The 17,393-nt window shown below is 33.7% G+C and carries 22 protein-coding genes; 5 read left to right on the top strand and 17 right to left on the bottom strand.

Annotated features, from left to right (window positions below):
• Nucleotides 1-167: 167 nt before the first annotated feature.
• The 4 genes from C6H17_RS01540 to trpA form a co-directional block, all read right to left on the bottom strand.
• Nucleotides 168-938, bottom strand: coding sequence for an FkbM family methyltransferase (locus tag C6H17_RS01540; protein WP_005218738.1), 771 nt, complete (start codon nt 936-938; stop codon nt 168-170).
• A 304-nt stretch (nt 939-1,242) separates the two neighbouring features.
• Complete coding sequence (gene aroC, locus C6H17_RS01535; protein ID WP_005218739.1) at nt 1,243-2,328, bottom strand: chorismate synthase; 1,086 nt, start codon at nt 2,326-2,328, stop codon at nt 1,243-1,245.
• A gap of 19 nt (nt 2,329-2,347) precedes the next feature.
• A complete protein-coding gene (locus tag C6H17_RS01530) occupies nt 2,348-2,902 on the bottom strand; it encodes a phosphatase PAP2 family protein (RefSeq protein WP_005218740.1) in 555 nt (184 codons plus the stop codon).
• Between the two features lie 144 nt (nt 2,903-3,046).
• Nucleotides 3,047-3,817 (bottom strand): tryptophan synthase subunit alpha, encoded by a 771-nt coding sequence (gene trpA, locus C6H17_RS01525; protein WP_005218742.1) that lies wholly within the window; start codon nt 3,815-3,817, stop codon nt 3,047-3,049.
• Between the two features lie 255 nt (nt 3,818-4,072).
• Between trpA and hemE the strand changes: the two genes are divergently transcribed.
• Nucleotides 4,073-5,098 (top strand): uroporphyrinogen decarboxylase, encoded by a 1,026-nt coding sequence (gene hemE, locus C6H17_RS01520; RefSeq protein WP_005218749.1) that lies wholly within the window; start codon nt 4,073-4,075, stop codon nt 5,096-5,098.
• A 65-nt stretch (nt 5,099-5,163) separates the two neighbouring features.
• Here the strand turns inward: hemE and C6H17_RS01515 are convergent, their stop codons facing one another.
• From C6H17_RS01515 to C6H17_RS01500, 3 genes are all read right to left on the bottom strand, one after another.
• Nucleotides 5,164-6,636, bottom strand: coding sequence for a Sua5/YciO/YrdC/YwlC family protein (locus tag C6H17_RS01515; protein ID WP_005218750.1), 1,473 nt, complete (start codon nt 6,634-6,636; stop codon nt 5,164-5,166).
• Between the two features lie 317 nt (nt 6,637-6,953).
• Complete coding sequence (locus C6H17_RS12715; RefSeq protein ID WP_230475015.1) at nt 6,954-7,598, bottom strand: aminotransferase class I/II-fold pyridoxal phosphate-dependent enzyme; 645 nt, start codon at nt 7,596-7,598, stop codon at nt 6,954-6,956.
• Entirely contained in the window at nt 7,543-9,057 is a 1,515-nt protein-coding gene (locus C6H17_RS01500) for a hypothetical protein (RefSeq protein WP_005218755.1), read from the bottom strand. The genes C6H17_RS12715 and C6H17_RS01500 overlap by 56 nt, the downstream gene beginning before the upstream one ends.
• Here C6H17_RS01500 and C6H17_RS01495 point away from each other — a divergent pair.
• The 3 genes from C6H17_RS01495 (at nt 9,040) to C6H17_RS01485 (ending at nt 12,081) form a co-directional block, all read left to right on the top strand.
• The gene (locus C6H17_RS01495) at nt 9,040-10,218 is read left to right on the top strand and encodes a phage portal protein family protein (protein ID WP_080663009.1); all 1,179 of its coding nucleotides are present in this window, start codon (nt 9,040-9,042) and stop codon (nt 10,216-10,218) included. The two genes, C6H17_RS01500 and C6H17_RS01495, sit on opposite strands and share 18 nt — an antisense overlap.
• Entirely contained in the window at nt 10,208-11,440 is a 1,233-nt protein-coding gene (locus C6H17_RS01490) for a phage minor head protein (protein ID WP_005218758.1), read from the top strand. Before C6H17_RS01495 ends, C6H17_RS01490 begins: the two co-directional genes overlap by 11 nt.
• A 155-nt stretch (nt 11,441-11,595) precedes the next feature.
• The gene (locus tag C6H17_RS01485; RefSeq protein ID WP_005218759.1) at nt 11,596-12,081 is read left to right on the top strand and encodes a phage virion morphogenesis protein; all 486 of its coding nucleotides are present in this window, start codon (nt 11,596-11,598) and stop codon (nt 12,079-12,081) included.
• A gap of 7 nt (nt 12,082-12,088) precedes the next feature.
• On the opposite strand, the gene C6H17_RS01480 is transcribed toward C6H17_RS01485, so the two are convergent.
• Both C6H17_RS01480 and C6H17_RS01475 read right to left on the bottom strand, forming a co-directional pair.
• Nucleotides 12,089-12,571: a hypothetical protein gene (locus C6H17_RS01480; RefSeq protein WP_005218760.1), complete on the bottom strand. Its 483-nt coding sequence runs from the start codon at nt 12,569-12,571 to the stop codon at nt 12,089-12,091.
• Nucleotides 12,555-12,788 (bottom strand): hypothetical protein, encoded by a 234-nt coding sequence (locus C6H17_RS01475; protein WP_020995846.1) that lies wholly within the window; start codon nt 12,786-12,788, stop codon nt 12,555-12,557. The genes C6H17_RS01480 and C6H17_RS01475 overlap by 17 nt, the downstream gene beginning before the upstream one ends.
• A 230-nt stretch (nt 12,789-13,018) precedes the next feature.
• Between C6H17_RS01475 and C6H17_RS01470 the strand changes: the two genes are divergently transcribed.
• Nucleotides 13,019-13,267, top strand: a complete 249-nt coding sequence (locus C6H17_RS01470) for a Mor transcription activator family protein (protein WP_005218763.1) — start codon at nt 13,019-13,021, stop codon at nt 13,265-13,267.
• Nucleotides 13,268-13,491: 224 nt separating this feature from the next.
• Here the strand turns inward: C6H17_RS01470 and C6H17_RS01465 are convergent, their stop codons facing one another.
• The 8 genes from C6H17_RS01465 to C6H17_RS01430 form a co-directional block, all read right to left on the bottom strand.
• Nucleotides 13,492-14,190 (bottom strand): ImmA/IrrE family metallo-endopeptidase, encoded by a 699-nt coding sequence (locus C6H17_RS01465; protein WP_005218765.1) that lies wholly within the window; start codon nt 14,188-14,190, stop codon nt 13,492-13,494.
• Nucleotides 14,187-14,486 (bottom strand): hypothetical protein, encoded by a 300-nt coding sequence (locus tag C6H17_RS01460; RefSeq protein ID WP_020995845.1) that lies wholly within the window; start codon nt 14,484-14,486, stop codon nt 14,187-14,189. Before C6H17_RS01460 ends, C6H17_RS01465 begins: the two co-directional genes overlap by 4 nt.
• Before the next feature lie 551 nt (nt 14,487-15,037).
• Nucleotides 15,038-15,268 (bottom strand): XRE family transcriptional regulator, encoded by a 231-nt coding sequence (locus tag C6H17_RS01450; protein WP_005218769.1) that lies wholly within the window; start codon nt 15,266-15,268, stop codon nt 15,038-15,040.
• A gap of 33 nt (nt 15,269-15,301) precedes the next feature.
• The gene (locus C6H17_RS01445; RefSeq protein WP_005218770.1) at nt 15,302-15,790 is read right to left on the bottom strand and encodes a hypothetical protein; all 489 of its coding nucleotides are present in this window, start codon (nt 15,788-15,790) and stop codon (nt 15,302-15,304) included.
• Nucleotides 15,765-16,280, bottom strand: a complete 516-nt coding sequence (locus C6H17_RS01440) for a hypothetical protein (RefSeq protein WP_005218771.1) — start codon at nt 16,278-16,280, stop codon at nt 15,765-15,767. Before C6H17_RS01440 ends, C6H17_RS01445 begins: the two co-directional genes overlap by 26 nt.
• 96 nt (nt 16,281-16,376) lie before the next feature.
• Nucleotides 16,377-16,535 (bottom strand): hypothetical protein, encoded by a 159-nt coding sequence (locus C6H17_RS12385; RefSeq protein ID WP_005218772.1) that lies wholly within the window; start codon nt 16,533-16,535, stop codon nt 16,377-16,379.
• 2 nt (nt 16,536-16,537) lie between these two features.
• Nucleotides 16,538-17,020: a host-nuclease inhibitor Gam family protein gene (locus C6H17_RS01435; RefSeq protein ID WP_004087810.1), complete on the bottom strand. Its 483-nt coding sequence runs from the start codon at nt 17,018-17,020 to the stop codon at nt 16,538-16,540.
• A 2-nt stretch (nt 17,021-17,022) separates the two neighbouring features.
• The gene (locus C6H17_RS01430) at nt 17,023-17,364 is read right to left on the bottom strand and encodes a hypothetical protein (protein ID WP_020995844.1); all 342 of its coding nucleotides are present in this window, start codon (nt 17,362-17,364) and stop codon (nt 17,023-17,025) included.
• Nucleotides 17,365-17,393: the final 29 nt, after the last annotated feature.

Raw genomic sequence — 17,393 nt, 5'->3', positions numbered from 1 at the left:
AAATAGAATCTAAGTGGCAGGACAATAGAATCTCATATATTTTAAGAAGATTTTATTGCTTGTAAAAACTTTCCGTATCTAGTTTTTATAGTTTAGAATCTTAAAAGCTTTAATTGGTCTATTTTTGCCATGAAGGCAAAACATAAGAAAATACTAAAAACATAGAATCAAATCCAATCCAAAAACACATTTTTTGCGGATTTTTCTTCTATGCTTTGTTTAAGTTTTGCTAGTTTTTCTTCCCCATCACTAAAGAATCTTTCGTGCGTCTCACAAGCAATATAGCCTATATATTTATGTAAGTCTTGTCCTAGTAAAGATTCCATAATGTCAAATTCACTTCCCTCCACATCAAGCTTTAAAAAACTTATCTTGTTGTGCTTTGGCAGGATATGCTCTTTAATATATTGACTTAAGTCAATGACTTCTACTTCATAGGATTTTTGCGTATGATTCACGCTTTCTACAATGCGATTTCCCTGCGACAATTCACCACATTCATCAATCAAAAATTGTGTTTGGTAATTTCTATTTGAAACCGCTTGATTATGTAATATCACATTTGGATTATCCCTATATTTGTTCTGTAAAAAAGCAAAAAGATATTTGTTTGGCTCAAAGACATACACAATCGCACCGCAATGCAGGGCAACATCTGTAAATACACCAATATGCCCACCACAATCAATGCAAATTTCCCTTTGTGCTATTCCATCGTTGCTGTAAGCATTGCCATACACATACATTTGATGAAAAATCTCCCAGTAATGCCTTGGCATATAGGCATTATGCATCATAGCATCAAGCTTTCCTAAACCATTTGGATCAGCTAAGGCACGCAAGATAAGCTCACTATAATCTTTGTTAAAGTCTATTAACTTCAAAATATCTTTTTTGCGTGCAGGCTTGTTGCGTTTGAGTGTATCTAAAAAACCCATAATAAAAACTCCTAAATTCAAAATTGCGTGATAATACAAAAAAAAAAAAACGATTTATTAACAAAAATGAATATTGTAAAAATTCGTTAATTGCGAGGATATTATTATAGTTGTGAGAAGTAAAATGAGTAAAAATACATAAATTAAGACAAATAATGACAACATATAAAATTTAAATAAATATTCAAAGGATTGTTTATAAAAGATTTAAAATAGCTGCAGTATGGAGTATAACAAGACCTTACATGCTCCATAATCATATAGGGGCATGTATTTCGTGGAATAGTCGTTCAATAAACTAAACTCACCCATAAATCTTTTTAAGATTCTCTAGCTTTGCACTCATATTAAGTAGCAACATATCAGCTAAGACAAGGGCAACAATACTCTCACACACTACACTACCCCTTACACCAACGCATGGGTCATGTCTGCCTTGCAACTTTATATCTACTTCATTATTATATATATCTATTGTTTTTTGCGCACAAAATATGCTAGGCGTGGGCTTGAAATGCACTTTAATGATAATGTCATTCCCATTTGAGATACCACCTAAAATCCCACCAGAATTATTACTCATAAAACCATTTTTATCCATATAGTCATTATTTTGAGAGCCATACATCTTTGTAGATTCTATACCGCTGCCTATCTCTACTGCTTTTACCGCATTAAGCCCCATAAGATCCCTTGCAAGTATAGAATCAAGTTTATAGGAAAGCGGCTCTCCTAAGCCAATAGGCACATTAAAAACAGAGATTAAAGCACTTGCACCCACACTATCACCCTTTGCCTTTGCACTCAAAATCTCTTCTTGCATGGCTTCTTCTTTACTTTTATCAAGGGCGAATATAGCACTCTCTCTAGCACTCATAAAATCATCTCGACTAAAATTCTTCTTAGCTGTGCCTATGTTACCTACATGCGTAATACCACTTAGAATCTCAATATTAAACTCCCTTAAAAGCAGCTTTGCTAACCCACCAGCAAGCACTCGTGCCACACTCTCTCTAGCACTGCTTCTACCACCACCACGATAATCTCTATGTCCGTATTTATGATAATAAGTAAAATCAGCATGAGATGGGCGAAACACATCTTTAATCTTTGTATAATCTTTGCTACGCACATTCATATTAGGGATAAAAAAGCCAATGGGAGTCCCTGTGCTTCTGCCATCAAATACACCACTTAGAATCTGAAAAGCATCATCTTCTTTTCTTGGTGTTGCAAATTTAGAGCCACCTTTTCTTCTTGCAAGTTCGGATTCTAAAAACGCATAATCAATAGTTATGCCAGATGGCATACCACTCACAATGCCACCAATGCCCTCGCCATGACTCTCCCCAAAAGAGCTAAATTGAAATAAAATACCATTAGAATCCATAACTTTCCTTATATATTAATTACGCATTGCGAAAATATGGAATCTTTTGCAATACAACAAGAACGCTATAAGTTATAACTAAGCTAAAAATCCCACCAGCAATAACCTGTATAGTCGTATGCCATAGTGTTAGCACCCTTGATGGTGGCACTAAGATAGCAAGCAGGGCTAAAAATATAATCCATCTTTTGCTATAAAATCGCAAGGCAAACCCCACCGCAATAAATGCAGCAGCAGTATGTCCGCTTGGGAAGCCATTATAATCATATATGCTAGGTGTCCCATTAAATGCGTATGGGCGAAGTGATATTGAAGCATAATCTGTATTATGAGATGCCAACTGCATAAACCCAAATTTTATCGCATAAACAACGCCAACAACAAAGGCAGCTGCAATAGATAGCATAATCACGCGTTTTATATTTTTTTCATACACTAAAATAATAATGCCCAAATAAAGTGCTAAAAATTGAAACACATCGCCATATAACTCCACATCATACACAAATAGCACACATGCTACAACTAGCACAATAAACATAAATTTGAGTTCATTGTTTTTCTTTTCTGTCATTTCATATCCATTTTGTAGAAATTTGCATATTGTATGCTATTTGCGTAAATTGTATAGTAACTGCTGATTTAGCAACTTCAAATTCAAATAATTCATTTTTATTCTTCATCGTGCGGTGAAGATGCACTGCATAAAGAGATGGAACTACTCACACGCTAAAAGCTTTTGCGTGGAATCTTGTAAAATCTCCAAAAGATTCTCGCTATCTTGATTCTTATTAATAATATCAACAAAATAACTCCCCGCAACAACACCATAAACTTTATGTTGCAATAAGGTAAGCTGACTTGCATGATTAATACCAAAACCAACCATAATTGATTTTTCTTCTAATGCACAGATTTCAGCCACATCTTCTATATACTCAAGAACTTCCCTATTGATGAGTGTTTGACCCCCTGTTAATCCATTGCGTGCAATGACATAAAGAAATGGTGCGAGTGTTTGACTTGCGATTTCTCTCACACGCTTTTGTGATGTAAGCGGAGCGATTAACTCAATAAAATATATGTTGTGTTCCCTGCATAACTCCCTCATGCCAAAATCTTCTTCACCAAAACCAAAATCTGGGATAATAACACCATAAGCACCACATTTTGCAAGATCACTCACAAACTCTTTTACTCCATACTGCAATACAATATTTGCATAAGTCATTGCAAGTATGTGCTTTGAAGTATTCTTCACAAGTGTATCAATAATGGTAAATCCATGCTGAGGGAGAAATCCATGACGCAAACTATAATCACTCGCACTTTGTATTAATACGCCATCTGCATTACCATCAGAAAATGGAAACTGCACTTCCAAATATGTTGCACCTCCCCGCAAAATCCCCGTTGCCGCACGAATACATGAATGTGTGTCAGGGTATCCAGCGATAACATGCCCCATAAGTTCTAATTTTTGATTCACCTTGTTTCTCCAAGATTTTGTAAAATATCCGCGTATTATAGCAAATATTTTTGTATTTGTTACGATGTATTATCTATAGTGTGCTTGCATTGAGATTTTTATCAATACTAGCAAATAGGTAAAGAATCCGATCGCTACCTAAGAGATATTTTATGAAGATTCTGATTAGTTGCTTGAAAAACAATGCCTATTATATTAACCGCCCACACATATTCACACACTACAATATCCTAAATGCTATACTAAGGATTCTAAATGATTTTTATTGACGCATGTTTGAGAAAAAAAACGCCCTATACACCTATATGGATGATGAGACAAGCAGGACGCTATTTAGATGAATACAAAGCGACAAGAAAGAGGGCTAAAAATTTTATTGATTTATGTCAAAGAGTGGATTTAGCCACAGAGGTTACACTACAGCCTATCGATATTTTAGATGTGGATGCGGCGATTTTATTCAGCGATATTTTAGTTATTCCTTATGAAATGGGGCTTCCTTTAGAGTTTAAAGAGGGGTTTGGACCACAATTTTTACAAACAATTACTGATGAAGAGAGTTTAGGCATGCTAAAACCAAACGCACATGCTAGACTTTCCTATGTGTATGAATGTGTAGATTCTGTGCGAAAAAGATTAGCAAAAGATAAAGCATTGATTGGCTTTAGTGGAGCGCCATGGACCCTTGCTACATACATGATAGAGGGACATGGCAGTAAAAGCTATGAAAAAAGTAAAAAAATGTTGTATCAAAATCCAAAACTCTTACACGCTTTATTGCAAAAACTCACAGATGAAATCAAGCAATATCTAAGTATGCAGATAAAAGCAGGGGCAAATGCAGTTATGCTTTTTGACTCATGGGCGAATGCGTTAGAAAAAAGCAAATATTTAGAGTTTGGCTGGTTTTATTTGCAGGATATTGCAAATTATCTTAAGGCTACATTTCCACAGATTCCACTTATCGCATTTCCTCGCGGTGTCGGTGCATTTTTAGAATCTCTTCACGGCAAGTTTGATGTATTAGGCATTGACTGGCAGATTGATATGAAAGAGGCAAAAGAAAAGGTGGGCGATCGCTTTGTATTGCAAGGCAATCTTGAACCCGCAAGGCTTTATGACTATTCTTCTATGAAAGAGGGGGTTGTCTCTATCCTTGAAGTTATGCGTAATTCTGGGCATATCTTTAACCTTGGACATGGCATGATTAAAGACTTACCGCGTGAAAATGCCATAGCTTTAGTGAAACTTGTAAGAGAACTATCGAGTAAATATGCCTGATGAAGATCCTATGATAGAGAGTTTTTGAGAAAAAAGCTTTATATGTGAAAGTTTTACAAAAATATTCAAGATTTTTCACATTCGTAGATGAACGGGTGTGGGGCGTTTTGTGCAAATTTTATAGTTTCTAGATTCTGTAAATTTCGCTCTAAAAGCTCATTGTCGCACTCAAACGCATGATCTTCCACAATCTCTGTCGCATCAATACCCAGCAAAATGCTATCATCAACGCAGTTTAGAATCTCACGATTATAGTCAAGTATATATAATGATTCTGCAATATCCACGATTCTATCAAGGGCTAGATTATGCAGTGTGGTAGCAATCATCTCACCTTTATTATTCGCTGAAGTATAAATCATTGCAAAATCAGGTGATAGATAGGAAAAGAGCAGCGTAAGCATAGCAGTATATGGAATCACAACGCCGATAGTCTGCAAACTACTCACCTCATTGCTAAGATTATATTGTGGGTGTTTTGGGACAATCACTATCGGGGCTTCTTTTGATGTGAGTAAAGATTCAAGCTGTGGGGTAAGCAGGGATATTGTGCGTAAAGTAGGTATATTTGCCATAACGACAAAGGGCTTATGCAATCTGTTTTTAATGCTTCTTATCTTTTGCAATGCTTCTTTACTTCTTGCATTTGCGATATAGGCAAAGCCACCAAGCCCTTTAAATAATACAATATTATTTTGCATAAGCGCTTTAGCAAGGGTTTTTATAGCGTCTAAATCATAGTGTTTTTCATGGTGATTATAGCGATAAAATTCCACTTTAATAGCGCAGTTATTGCAGCTTAATGGTTCTGTGTGAAAGCGTCTATTAACTAGATTCTTATAGTCTTTATCACAATCTATGCAAAGTGCCATATCACTCATGCTTGTGTTTTTTCTATCATAAGGAAGCTGGTGCAAAATGCTATATCTCGCACCGCAATTCACACATGCAACAAATGGATAGTTATAGAATCTGGAGTTTTCATCACGCATATCTTTTAGGCAAGATTCACACACTTTTGTATCAAGGGGGATATGGGCTTGTATTGCATGTTGCGTTACATTTGATTCTAAAATGTGAAAGCCTTGTGTGTGGGCTGTATCTGTATGTATTGTGATATGCAATGAAGTGATATAAGCTTGTTTTGGTGTATGTGTATGCTCTAAAATACTACTTGCTTTTTGTATAATGGATAGATCTTGTGTGCCGGGGTTTATAGTGTATTTGCAAGCAAGTAACAATGCGGTGTAGAAAAGCAGGATAGATTCTCTTTTGCATTCTTTTTGTGTGGATATATGCAGGGCTATAAGTGTGCTACCACTTTGATTATACACAAAGCCATGTAAATGCAGAACATGAGCTAGAGTTGCTACAAATGGGCGAAATCCAACGCCTTGTATCATGCCAAATACTTCAGCATGAATGCTATATTGTGTTATATTTTTTTCCTGCATATTTTGCATATTAGATTCTATAATATGCAAAAGCGTTGCGATGGAATCTTTTTTGTTATGTATTGTGTAAATGTTTTGCTGCATACTTCCTTCTGTATTGTGTGGTTTGTGATATGTGAAACAAAATGAGTTCCATAATGTTAATTATGGAAACAAATCGCTTTAATAAAGTCTGAAAGCTTGTTTTTATTTTGCAAGGAATGTAGGGGTATATACACATTAATCAAATTATAAAAGATGTTTAGGCCTTTGTTGGTGCTAATGTGTGGTTAAGTTGTGTTTAGGGCTGGTAGTTCAAGCAAAAATCCTAAACAATCTCAAATCCTAAAATCTTCGCCCATTCTATATCTTTCCCACATTCTACAACAATGCCATTACCCACTAAACTTAGCAAAGGAATATCACATTGATAGATCAAGTGTTTGTGATAACTTATAAAGCTTTCTGTGCTCCATCGTATGAATACCTGCCATATTGCCACTTAAAACCCCCTCACTACTCTCCAGTGAAACCGCCACAACATATGGAATCCCAAAATACTTTGCAAAAATGCAAATATATATCTCAAAGCCACCTGACACAATCGCTATGGTGTGTCCCAACTTTTGATGATAATGCAAGCGTTCTATAATGCATTCATTAACACGCAAAAGCAATTCTTTTTCAAAGAAATATGGATAAAGTTTAAACTCTCGCATAGAATCTAACGCATTTATAAAAAACTCTCTTGCTAATACAACCTCTTTTACATAAGATTCCATATATTCTTTATCTTTTAGTGCTGCAATAGCTGCCACTTGTGAGAGATGAGTAATATTTTTTGCATTACGAAGTAAATTTAATGCAGCAATGTTTTGTGCAGAACTTAAGCAATAGCCTATACGAAATGATGCTAAGCCAAATGCCTTTGAAAATGTCCTTGTGATGATAAGATTCTGCATTGTTGGTAATAAATACGCCACACTTTTACCACAAAACTCATAATACGCCTCATCTATAATAAACAGCATATCGCCATATTTTGTGATAAGTGATTCTAGATTCAATATATCGTGCTTTGCTATTAGTAAAAGCATCACTTAAAGCTGTGCTAAAACCTTGTGTGATTGAATTTTGTGCTTCACTCATAATGTTAGAAAATGCATCACCTATACTACTTTTACCACTTAAGAGTTCATTAAATCCAGAGCTAAGTGAGTAATTAAGACTTGTTGTGATTTGTTCTACATATAAGTTATATTCTTGTATCTCTTTTATTCTTTTTTCATGTAGTTTATTTTCTGCTTCATACAAGGCATTGACTTGAGCTAACTCTAATTCCCCACTCTTTAGCTTTTCATTCACTTCAAAGTTTAGATTTGTAATCGTTCTTTCATAGCGTAGTTTTTCTAAGGCGATTTCTTTTTTCTTACCATCTTGCATAAGAGAGATATTTCTCTCCCTTATTCTATACTCATAATCCCAGAATGCTTTTAGTCTTTCAGTCTCGCTTAAGCCTTTTTCTTGTGCTTTAGTTTGCTTTGTTTGTGTAATAGCTCTTTTCTTAGCTACAAGCTTTGTAGTATTTGTTTCAACATCTTTATTTACCTTTTCTTGCTCATCATTCCATAGAGCAAGTATCTCTTTATAGCTATCTACAAGCACATCTCCCATATTAGAGACATTACCCTTCATTTTCTCCCATATTGCATCATTTTCTGCCATTCTTTTATTAAAACTTGCAAGGGCAACTTTGTCTTTCCCAAATGAAAAAGCATATTTTAATGCATCACCTGCTGCCATTGCATTATTTATCATGCCTTTAATTGTATTTATAACAAGCTTTACACCCTCAACTATGACATTAATAACAGCTACAACGCCTACCATAGTAGTTTGCATACCTTTTAATAAGATAGTAAAGGTATCAAGCTCTTTATTACTCTCTTTAAAGCAGCTTGCAATCCACTTTAAAGCATTACCAAACTCTTCCCATAAGAATAATGCTAACTCTTTTAGACTATCCCATATTCTCTGTATATGATCTATCCATGCAGCAAATACAGCTAGAAATCTATCTTTATTGCTTGTAATAAATTCAGTCATTGAAGCAATGGAGTTTTTTATCTTTTCAAAATATACACTTATAGCACTTCGTTTTAAATCATCAAATGCAGAGTTAAGCTTACCTACTGCTACAGAATAACTCATGCTTTGTGCTTTTACGCTCTCTTGCAGGGGTGAGAGTTTTTCTAGCATTAATTCATATAACTTGCCCTCATTTTTTGCTTGTGTCATAGCTTCTGTGCTTAAGCCTAGAGACTTTATAAAACGACCAAAATCTGTTGCCAATCTTGCTACACCACTGCCTAGATTATCAAGTGTTACTTTTAAAGACTCTACATCTACGCCAGATACATTTGCAGCTACTGCTATTTTCTCCATGACTTCTTTTGCTTGTTCTAGGCTCATAGTAGCACCAGCAGTTGAGTAAAAGCCTTTAAACATATCACTCATATCATTCATGCTATAACCAAGCTCAATGCCTACATTTTTGAGATCATTAATGGTTTCTTTAGCACATCTATCCCCTATGGATTTAGCTCTTTTATCTTGCAGTGGGAATCTCTTAATTCTAAGATTTATCCAAAGCTAGATTTTATCAGTATGCGATACTTTGAGAGTGATGAAGCTTTTATGCCCTATATAGAACAAGGCGGTAATAGAATCTACTTGCATGAAGCAAATGAAGATATTTATACAATCTATCATCCAAGTGATGCAGGAAATCTCATAGAATCTAGCCTTATGAATAAGATTATAAGCCTAGCAAGTCTAAAGCATATTACCTTGCAAAGATACATGAGCTATTTAGATAGCTTTTCTGTCCCACCTTTAATTATAAAGAGTGAAGCTACAAGCACGCAAGAGACAAGTAATGCTATATTACAATCAGCCCTAAATCTAAGAAGCAATGGTGTAGGCTTATTCGCAAAAGATGATATACTAGAAGTCTTAAATGGGAATGTAGATAAAGGCACATTCCTAGACTTTGTAAGATATTGTGATGAATGTATCTCTAAAGTGATCACAAGTCAAGTATTAGCAGGGAATAATGTGCAAAATGGCACACAAGCACTAGGTAATGTGCATGAGGGTATAACAAAGAATGTATTAGAGTTTGATGCAGGACTTCTAGCAGAAAATATCACACCACTCTTAGCCAAAATGCTAGAATATAACTTTGCTCATGTAGCCCCCTTTTACTTTGAGATAGATACAAATACAGAAAAAGATGAGAAGCTCCAAGCAGAAGTCTATAACCTTTTATCTAACATGGGTATTAAAGTCCCTTTAAAGCACCTTGAAAACACATTTAAAATAGAGGGATTAGAGTATAGAGACAATATAGATTTGCCTTTTAGGAATATGCAGAAGAATAGAGAGATTAAAGATAGCAACATAAACACACTAGATAGCATAGATAAACTAGAGCATACACTAAGTCCAAAAGACACATTTAACCTAAACGCATTATTGCAAGATTGTAAAACCTATGATGAAGCATTTCTAAAGTTAGAATCTATGCTAAAAGGAAATGATTTAGAACTTGCAAAAGATGAGTTATCAAACTATATCGCAAATGCTATGATTTATGGCAAGGGGAGTGTGCATAATGACCTTTGATTTTAAATCACCCCCAACAGATAATATTGCCTACTTTATGGCAAAGACAAAAGAATTGCATTTTGACTATGATGAGATTATGCACGAAGCACATCATAAGACATTCACCATTGCAAAAATCACACAAATAGACCTACTCTATGATATAAAAGAGAGTTTGCAAAAAGCCCTAGCAAAAGGACAAAGTTTTAATGCTTGGAAAAAAGATATTACACCCACTTTGCAAAAAGCAGGTTGGCTAGGTAAAACACAAGTCATAAATCCAACAACAAAAGAGACAAAAGAAATCTATGTAGGCAGCAAAAGATTAAAAACAATCTATTATACAAACATACGCACAAGCTATAATCAAGCAAGAGCAAGAGAACAATACAATCTCCCACATAGCACATACTTAAGGTATGTTGCCATTGATGATAATAGAGTAAGACAAAGTCATAAAAGTCTGCATGGCTTAATACTACACAGAGATCATGCCTTTTGGAAAACATGCTATCCACCTAATGCTTGGAATTGCAGATGCAGAGTCCAAAGCTATTCTAAAGCACAGATTGAAAAAAGGGGTTGGAAAATAGCGAGTAATCCGCCACCTTTTACCCCACATAAAGATTGGAACTATGATACAAGGAATCTAGATTCTAGCACCAACACCTTGCAAAAAGCACTTGACTATAAAATGAAATATTATAAAAATAAGGACATAAAGAGTTATGAGGCATTAAAACATATTGAAAAAGAAACAAAAAAAGAAGTATGGAAACAAGGCTTTAATGAGATATGGGAAGCCTATATCAACAATGATTTATCAAGCACAAAAAGGAATATAGCACAAGTAGGTGAGCTAAACACAAAGGCTATAAAAGCATTAAGAGAGTATTTCAACATAGAAGCACAAAAAATAGGCATAGTCATAGATAAAGGCAGACTAACACACACAGGCGATAGAAAAGAAAGCTATAATCAACATGTAAGCAAGGAAGAGAGAGAAAGGATTATAGACATACTAGATTCTAAAGATATAAGACTTTTTATAGATACAGAAGAAAAGCATAAGAATATATTCTTTGTAATAGATGATATAAATGATAAAAATAAAATTATAAAGATACCAATAATGATAAACCATAAGATAAAAAAGTTTGGTATGATTAATTTTTTAGTTACGATGAGTAGAATGGATAAAATACATTTGCAGCAAAAAAAGTTTAAAGAAATTAAATAAAACCGAGATGGCAGGATTCGAACCTGCGATATGCGAATGACAAGCATCCAACCCCGCTCCCGTGCGACCATCATCTCGTTCTTGTTAAAGTCAAACTAACTCTAACGACACCATTGTAGCATAAAAATTAAACTTTGCAACTATAAAGGACTAAAATGAAGCAAAATATTTCACTCCAACAACTCATAGATGAGATAGACTTTACAATAAAACAATGTAAAAACATATCTCCCATACTACATGAAGTAGGGAATCTTGCTAAAAATGAAGCAGAACTAAGCTTTGAAAAAGAGACTAGCCCATTTGGTGATAAATGGACTCCCCTTTCAAAGCAAACTCTAAAACACAAAAAAGGAAGTAAGATTCTAACAGAATCTAGTATGCTTCAAAGCTCTATTAACTCACGCACAAAAATGCAAAAGAGTAAAGGTGGGGCAAAAGGGAGTGCAAGTGGTATTGTTAGCATAGGCACAAATCTAGAATACGCCCCCATTCATCAGTTTGGTGGAAAGGCAGGAAAGAATCTAAAAGCAAATATCCCAGCAAGACCATTTCTACCCTTTAAAGATGGAGACATTCCAAATGATTTAAAAGAAGATATTAAAGAAACAATATTAAATCATTTTAAGTTGGGGAGATGATTATAGTTTAATTGCAGTCTATAAGAGAGGCAATTTTCATTATCATATATAACCCATTTTTACCAATTCCAAATTCCCCTTGCTTTGACAACTCATTTCGTAATAAACTCAATAATTTAGTAAAAAAATCATCACATCTTTTTACATTTTTGTTGTCATTCTCCAATTGTTTTATCAATCGCCACACCGCAACATTTATCATCTTATATTGCATATCTTTGGAGTGCAATTCTTCAGCCATGAAATAACCAAGCCATGCATAAGTTTTATAAAAATCAAGGCTCGTAACCTTGCAATCAAATTCTTTAAGATATTGTCTATAATACCGCATGGTTTTTATAATTGCATTTTTTACATATTTCCCTTTAATAAGCTCAACTTGGTATTTTTTCTTATAAAAAAGACAAATCTCACGCATTTGAGCTTCTAGCAAATCTCTATTGTTTAAGTCTAAAAATGCTTCCTTCCTACTTTTAGAATCGGCTGTCATTCAAAAATTCTCCTAGCATTTTTTCCTGTTTTGCCTTTGCCTCTTCGTCATCTTTGGCTAATTTAATATAATATTCTTTGATATTTGCATCACAATGATTTTCAATGCTTCCAACATTTTGTGCATTATCATCCATAAATGCTTCTTCGATAGATTGTTTTACCAATTCTTTTGTGTCCAATGCAAATATATCTTGCTCTAAATCTAACTTTTTCATATAACAACCTAACAATTAAAAATTACAAATGGTCTATGTTAACTGAAATTCTACTCAAAAACGATTAAAACTGCTTAATATTACGCTACAATTACTGATTTTTCATTAATTAATGACTAAAAAGACAAACGCATTTATTTTGACTAGGATTAAGAAAGCCACCATTATTTTTTATTATCTCTCTTTTTGTAAAATTATATTATTACATCACTACAATCAGAGGAATCTCCATGCACTACCTAGAAGAAATCTGCATTGATTATAAAAATGGCATGAGCTTTGAAAAGATATGTAAAAAATATGGCGGCATAAGTCTTTATGTACCAAAGGTAATCCCAAACGCAAAAGAAAAGATAATACAAGAGTTTAATGGAGCAAACTTTGCAACACTAGCTTATAAATACAACTTAAGTGAAATAACTATAAGAGATATTATAAAGAAAAGCAGGGAAGGTAAAAGAGAGGCTACATTGTTTTAGTGTTTCTATACATAAAGCTTAATTGCACATAAACGCCAAGAATACAAAAAATATGAACAAATCTACTTTTATTGTATTCTTTAAAAACATTTTTTATAATAGACTTTGGCAAACTTGCTTACTCTTTGCCATAACCCCTTATTTCTACGCTTATCTGTGTCTTTTGCATGGATTTATAATTGACAATTCTAAAGGAAAGAGTAGGCTAAATATGCAATAACATGTCACCATGTATAATCGTCTTTTACCATATTTTCCCATTCCCCATAATAATTCATGGTGTGATACATTGTGCCATTAGATACTTGAAAATATTGGCAAAGATTACTTTGTTTGTATCTATGATTTTTTGGTAAAATATTTTTTAATTCATCAATCTTTATCTTTGGGATAAGCAATTCACCAGCAAAAATATTTGCTTCTCTCTCTAAAACACTTGTGCTTTTTTCCTCTCTAGCTGCTTTAAATATTACAGGTTGCAACTCTTTTTGTATTCCACCGACACCATTTTCATTATTATAACCATGCCTAATAGCTTTATCTTGAAAATCAAACTTTTTACCTTCTAAGAAGTGTAAAAAGATATGACCTAATTCATGGGCAAGAGTAAATCTATCTCTATTATTGTTTGTTGGTTTATATCTTATCTCAAGTGTATAGCCATCAAATTGTGTCAATCCCTCAAATTGCATAGTTTCATCTTCCGTGAGCTTAATGTTAAAATGCTCTATTATTTTCACGGGATTAACAGGGATTTCAATGTCGCTACCATATACAATTTTTAAGACTTCATTGGCACTTAAAGCATGATTAAACCCTATTTTTTGCCATATTTTTTCAAGTAATTGTGACTGAGATTCTATTTCTTGCAATTCCTTTTGTGATAAATTATCATAAAGTTGCTTCATGTCTATGTGTTTCATACAATCCTCCTAAAATACTTAGCTATGCTTTTGTCTAAAAGATACAAATTGCTTTGATATTCGATTATTTTTATATTAAACTTATTGCAAAATAACTTCAGTTTTGCGGTGCTAAATTCTGTCCCACAAAGATTATTTGCACTGCCTATATCACAATCTTCAATCTTAAAAGATATATTTGTATTAGATTGCTTATTTTTAAAAAATTTTGCTGCATATATTTTTGCTTGATTAATGGGATAATCTTTAAAAAGACAACAAATACAGTCCCTATTGCTTTTACAAAAACAAGTCATCAAAGCCCCTATATAAAATAGTAATATTCTAGCAAAAAATCGTCATTTTTTGCTAGAAATTGTAGAAAAATATCATTAATCTTATAAAGATATTTTTGGTTCTTTAAAAGGGATTATCTCTCCAAGTTACTCGTTAGTGTTGTGAACCTTTCCTAAAATAAAGCTGATACGCTAAAAAAGCACATAAGCTAATTGTTGCTATTGTGAGTATTATTTGACCCATTTTTACTCCTTTCATCTAACTTGATAGACATATACATAATACATATACTCCCCAATGAAATAACTATCGGCATAATGCCAAAATCACCATTGAGTAAAGCGAATGTCCCATTTACAAATAAGCCTAGACCAATATTTTTTGTTAAATCATACATAATATTATAGCAAAACTAACGAAATAAATTTTGAGGTTTAACAATCCACTTTCAAAGAACTATCAAACACTTTATTTATGTTTGATAATGTAATTATAACACATTAAAGGTTTAAAAACAAGTATTATTACATTTTATTTGTGTTTTTTGCATTAAATTAACACTTTAAAAGTGTTATTTAGTAAGGATTGCTTTAAGTGTATAGAAGTCTTGAAGTTGCTCTTTAAGTTTTTGATTTTCTAAATAAAGTTCAATCGCCTTTGTGAGAGGCTCACTCAAGCTCTCTTGTCTTGAAGCATTATTTATCGCACTCTCACTATACCCAATCTTCTCCCCTAGCTCTCTATAAGTAAGCCCTAACTCTTTACAAGTCTTTTTAATAAGATTCTCTGTTTTTTCTCTCAATCTCTATCCTTTCTCTTACAAACTTTTTTCACTCTAGGCGTTAAAATCCGCATTATTTGCATACTGCAATCGCTTACTATCCCATTGTATTATCTTTTTTAATCCTATGATAATCTTTGTAGCTTCCTCTTTACTTAATGCTGCAATGGAATCTATCTCTTTATTTATTTGCCTTTTAAAAAAAGCCTTTTTCTGTTTATCATTATATCGAAGAATATTGAGTAAATGCTCTATGCATAGGGCTTGTTTCTTGCTAAGAGTTTGTGGCTTTTGTGCTAAAGGCAGTAGCATAGCTCTACCCCAAATATCTCTAAGCACATAATCTCTATCTTGCACCCTATCATTAAATACATCTAGCACTTCTTTTAATTCACTAATACTTAAAAACCTAGCACTATTACAGCCATAGCGAAGCTCTAGCCACTCTTCCCAACAACCATTCTCCTTAATCTCTTTATAGCGATTATGTATATGTATCTTTGTAAGCAAAGTTTTTCTAAAGCCCTCTTGTTTTTTGCTCATTGTATTTCTCCTTTTTAGCTAATAAAATCATGCGTATTTCTTCAAAAGTTCTCCATAAAGCTGGATTCTTATCTCTATCTACTTGATTGATAAAGTTTTCTGTGCCTTCCATATAGTCTATTAATTCTTCTTTTTTCTCTTCACTCTCTTGTGCTACTACCCTTAACACCTTTGCTTCTATTTTATGGAATACAAGCCTATCTTTTAACTCTCTTTCTTTATATAAAGACCGCATAACTTCCATAATCTCTTTTTCTTTCATTCTGTATTCTTTAAGATGACCTGCTGTTGCAAAGTTGATTACAACACTTTTAACTTCTGCTCTATCATGTAAATCAATACGCACAATGCCACTAGCAAGACTAGGCATAGAATCTTTTACAAGAGAGAATAAAACATTTCTTTTGGATACTTCTTCCCATATATTAAACTCACCATAATTCTTACTGACTAAGTCTTGTAATCTTTTATCATAATCACTTTGCTTCATGTTGTGCCTTTGTGTTGAATACATCTGTTAAACACCTTTTAAAAGGTATTTAAAACATGTATTTGCCCTAAGGCTAGGACCTTAGGGGATAATCATCTAGCCTTTACTTGTTTCTTGCTTTTGTTTTTGTGAGAGTTGTGTAAGCTTATCTGCACTGCTATAAAGAAGCAGGGCTACCTTAAAGCTAAGCTCCCAATCTTTACTCTCTTGTAAATGCTTAATGATTGCCTCTATCTCTTGTTTAATCTCTTCCATATCTACTCCCTTTGCAATGATTCTAATTTTGGCTCAATCCTAAAATTATCTTTTACCACTCTTTTCAATCCAAGCTTCACAAGACTTGTATCATCTAGCTCACACAAAGCATCTTTATTAGGCTTTTCTTCATAGCTTATGCAATCTTTAAAGCCAAACTTCTTAATACTCTCACAAAGCCCAGCTACCTTATCCTTATTTCGTGGCAGTGATACACTCTTACTCACACGATAGCCAATAGTCCCAAAGACTAATTCTTTAGACCTTTTATCTGCAAACTCTGCCTTATTAGCTTCACAAAAGTTCTCAATCTCTTGTTTGATAAACTCTGCTTCATTGTTTAGATTCTGTATCACTTCTGCATACTCTTCTTTTATCTTATTGACTGCAAGGCTTACTTGTCCTTCAATCTCTGCAATATTTACAAGTATTTCACAAAGCCTTTTTAACTCATTATCAACATCAACAAAATTACTACATTTCATATTTACTCCTTATATTCACATTCATAGATACTTAAACCTAATTGTTTTGCTAACTCTATTTCTTTTTTCATGCCATGAGAGTATTTATTGTAAGGTGTATTTACAATCATAATGCCTTGTGATACTCTTAATAGATAAGAACTCCCAAGCAATGCCCTATCTCTTTCAATACTCTCATTAAACACATCTCTAAAGCAAAGCACAGGTGATAAAGGTGTATAACCCATATCTTTAACTGCCTTGCTTCCAGCCCTAGCATAAGCATATACCTGCTTTAATGCTTCCTTTTGCTTTCTTCTACCTTGCAATACTGCAAGATATGGACTACAAACAAATACAATCATTTCTGCTCCCTTTGCTTTTTCTCCCATTC

The organism is Helicobacter rappini, assembly GCF_900198625.1.
GTDB lineage: Bacteria > Campylobacterota > Campylobacteria > Campylobacterales > Helicobacteraceae > Helicobacter_A > Helicobacter_A rappini.
Note: the sequence above shows the minus strand (reverse complement) of the source record. Positions and strands in the feature narration are given on the sequence as shown.

Coding starts and splice junctions, on each gene's coding strand:
- C6H17_RS01540 (WP_005218738.1), bottom strand. CDS start 938: ATGGGTTTTTTAGATACACTCAAACGCAACAAGCCTGCACGCAAAAAA.
- aroC (WP_005218739.1), bottom strand. CDS start 2,328: ATGGATTCTAATGGTATTTTATTTCAATTTAGCTCTTTTGGGGAGAGT.
- C6H17_RS01530 (WP_005218740.1), bottom strand. CDS start 2,902: ATGACAGAAAAGAAAAACAATGAACTCAAATTTATGTTTATTGTGCTA.
- hemE (WP_005218749.1), top strand. CDS start 4,073: ATGATTTTTATTGACGCATGTTTGAGAAAAAAAACGCCCTATACACCT.
- C6H17_RS01515 (WP_005218750.1), bottom strand. CDS start 6,636: ATGCAGCAAAACATTTACACAATACATAACAAAAAAGATTCCATCGCA.
- C6H17_RS01500 (WP_005218755.1), bottom strand. CDS start 9,057: ATGAATGATATGAGTGATATGTTTAAAGGCTTTTACTCAACTGCTGGT.
- C6H17_RS01490 (WP_005218758.1), top strand. CDS start 10,208: ATGACCTTTGATTTTAAATCACCCCCAACAGATAATATTGCCTACTTT.
- C6H17_RS01485 (WP_005218759.1), top strand. CDS start 11,596: ATGAAGCAAAATATTTCACTCCAACAACTCATAGATGAGATAGACTTT.
- C6H17_RS01480 (WP_005218760.1), bottom strand. CDS start 12,571: ATGACAGCCGATTCTAAAAGTAGGAAGGAAGCATTTTTAGACTTAAAC.
- C6H17_RS01475 (WP_020995846.1), bottom strand. CDS start 12,788: ATGAAAAAGTTAGATTTAGAGCAAGATATATTTGCATTGGACACAAAA.
- C6H17_RS01470 (WP_005218763.1), top strand. CDS start 13,019: ATGCACTACCTAGAAGAAATCTGCATTGATTATAAAAATGGCATGAGC.
- C6H17_RS01465 (WP_005218765.1), bottom strand. CDS start 14,190: ATGAAACACATAGACATGAAGCAACTTTATGATAATTTATCACAAAAG.
- C6H17_RS01460 (WP_020995845.1), bottom strand. CDS start 14,486: ATGACTTGTTTTTGTAAAAGCAATAGGGACTGTATTTGTTGTCTTTTT.
- C6H17_RS01445 (WP_005218770.1), bottom strand. CDS start 15,790: ATGAGCAAAAAACAAGAGGGCTTTAGAAAAACTTTGCTTACAAAGATA.
- C6H17_RS01440 (WP_005218771.1), bottom strand. CDS start 16,280: ATGAAGCAAAGTGATTATGATAAAAGATTACAAGACTTAGTCAGTAAG.
- C6H17_RS12385 (WP_005218772.1), bottom strand. CDS start 16,535: ATGGAAGAGATTAAACAAGAGATAGAGGCAATCATTAAGCATTTACAA.
- C6H17_RS01435 (WP_004087810.1), bottom strand. CDS start 17,020: ATGAAATGTAGTAATTTTGTTGATGTTGATAATGAGTTAAAAAGGCTT.
- C6H17_RS01430 (WP_020995844.1), bottom strand. CDS start 17,364: ATGATTGTATTTGTTTGTAGTCCATATCTTGCAGTATTGCAAGGTAGA.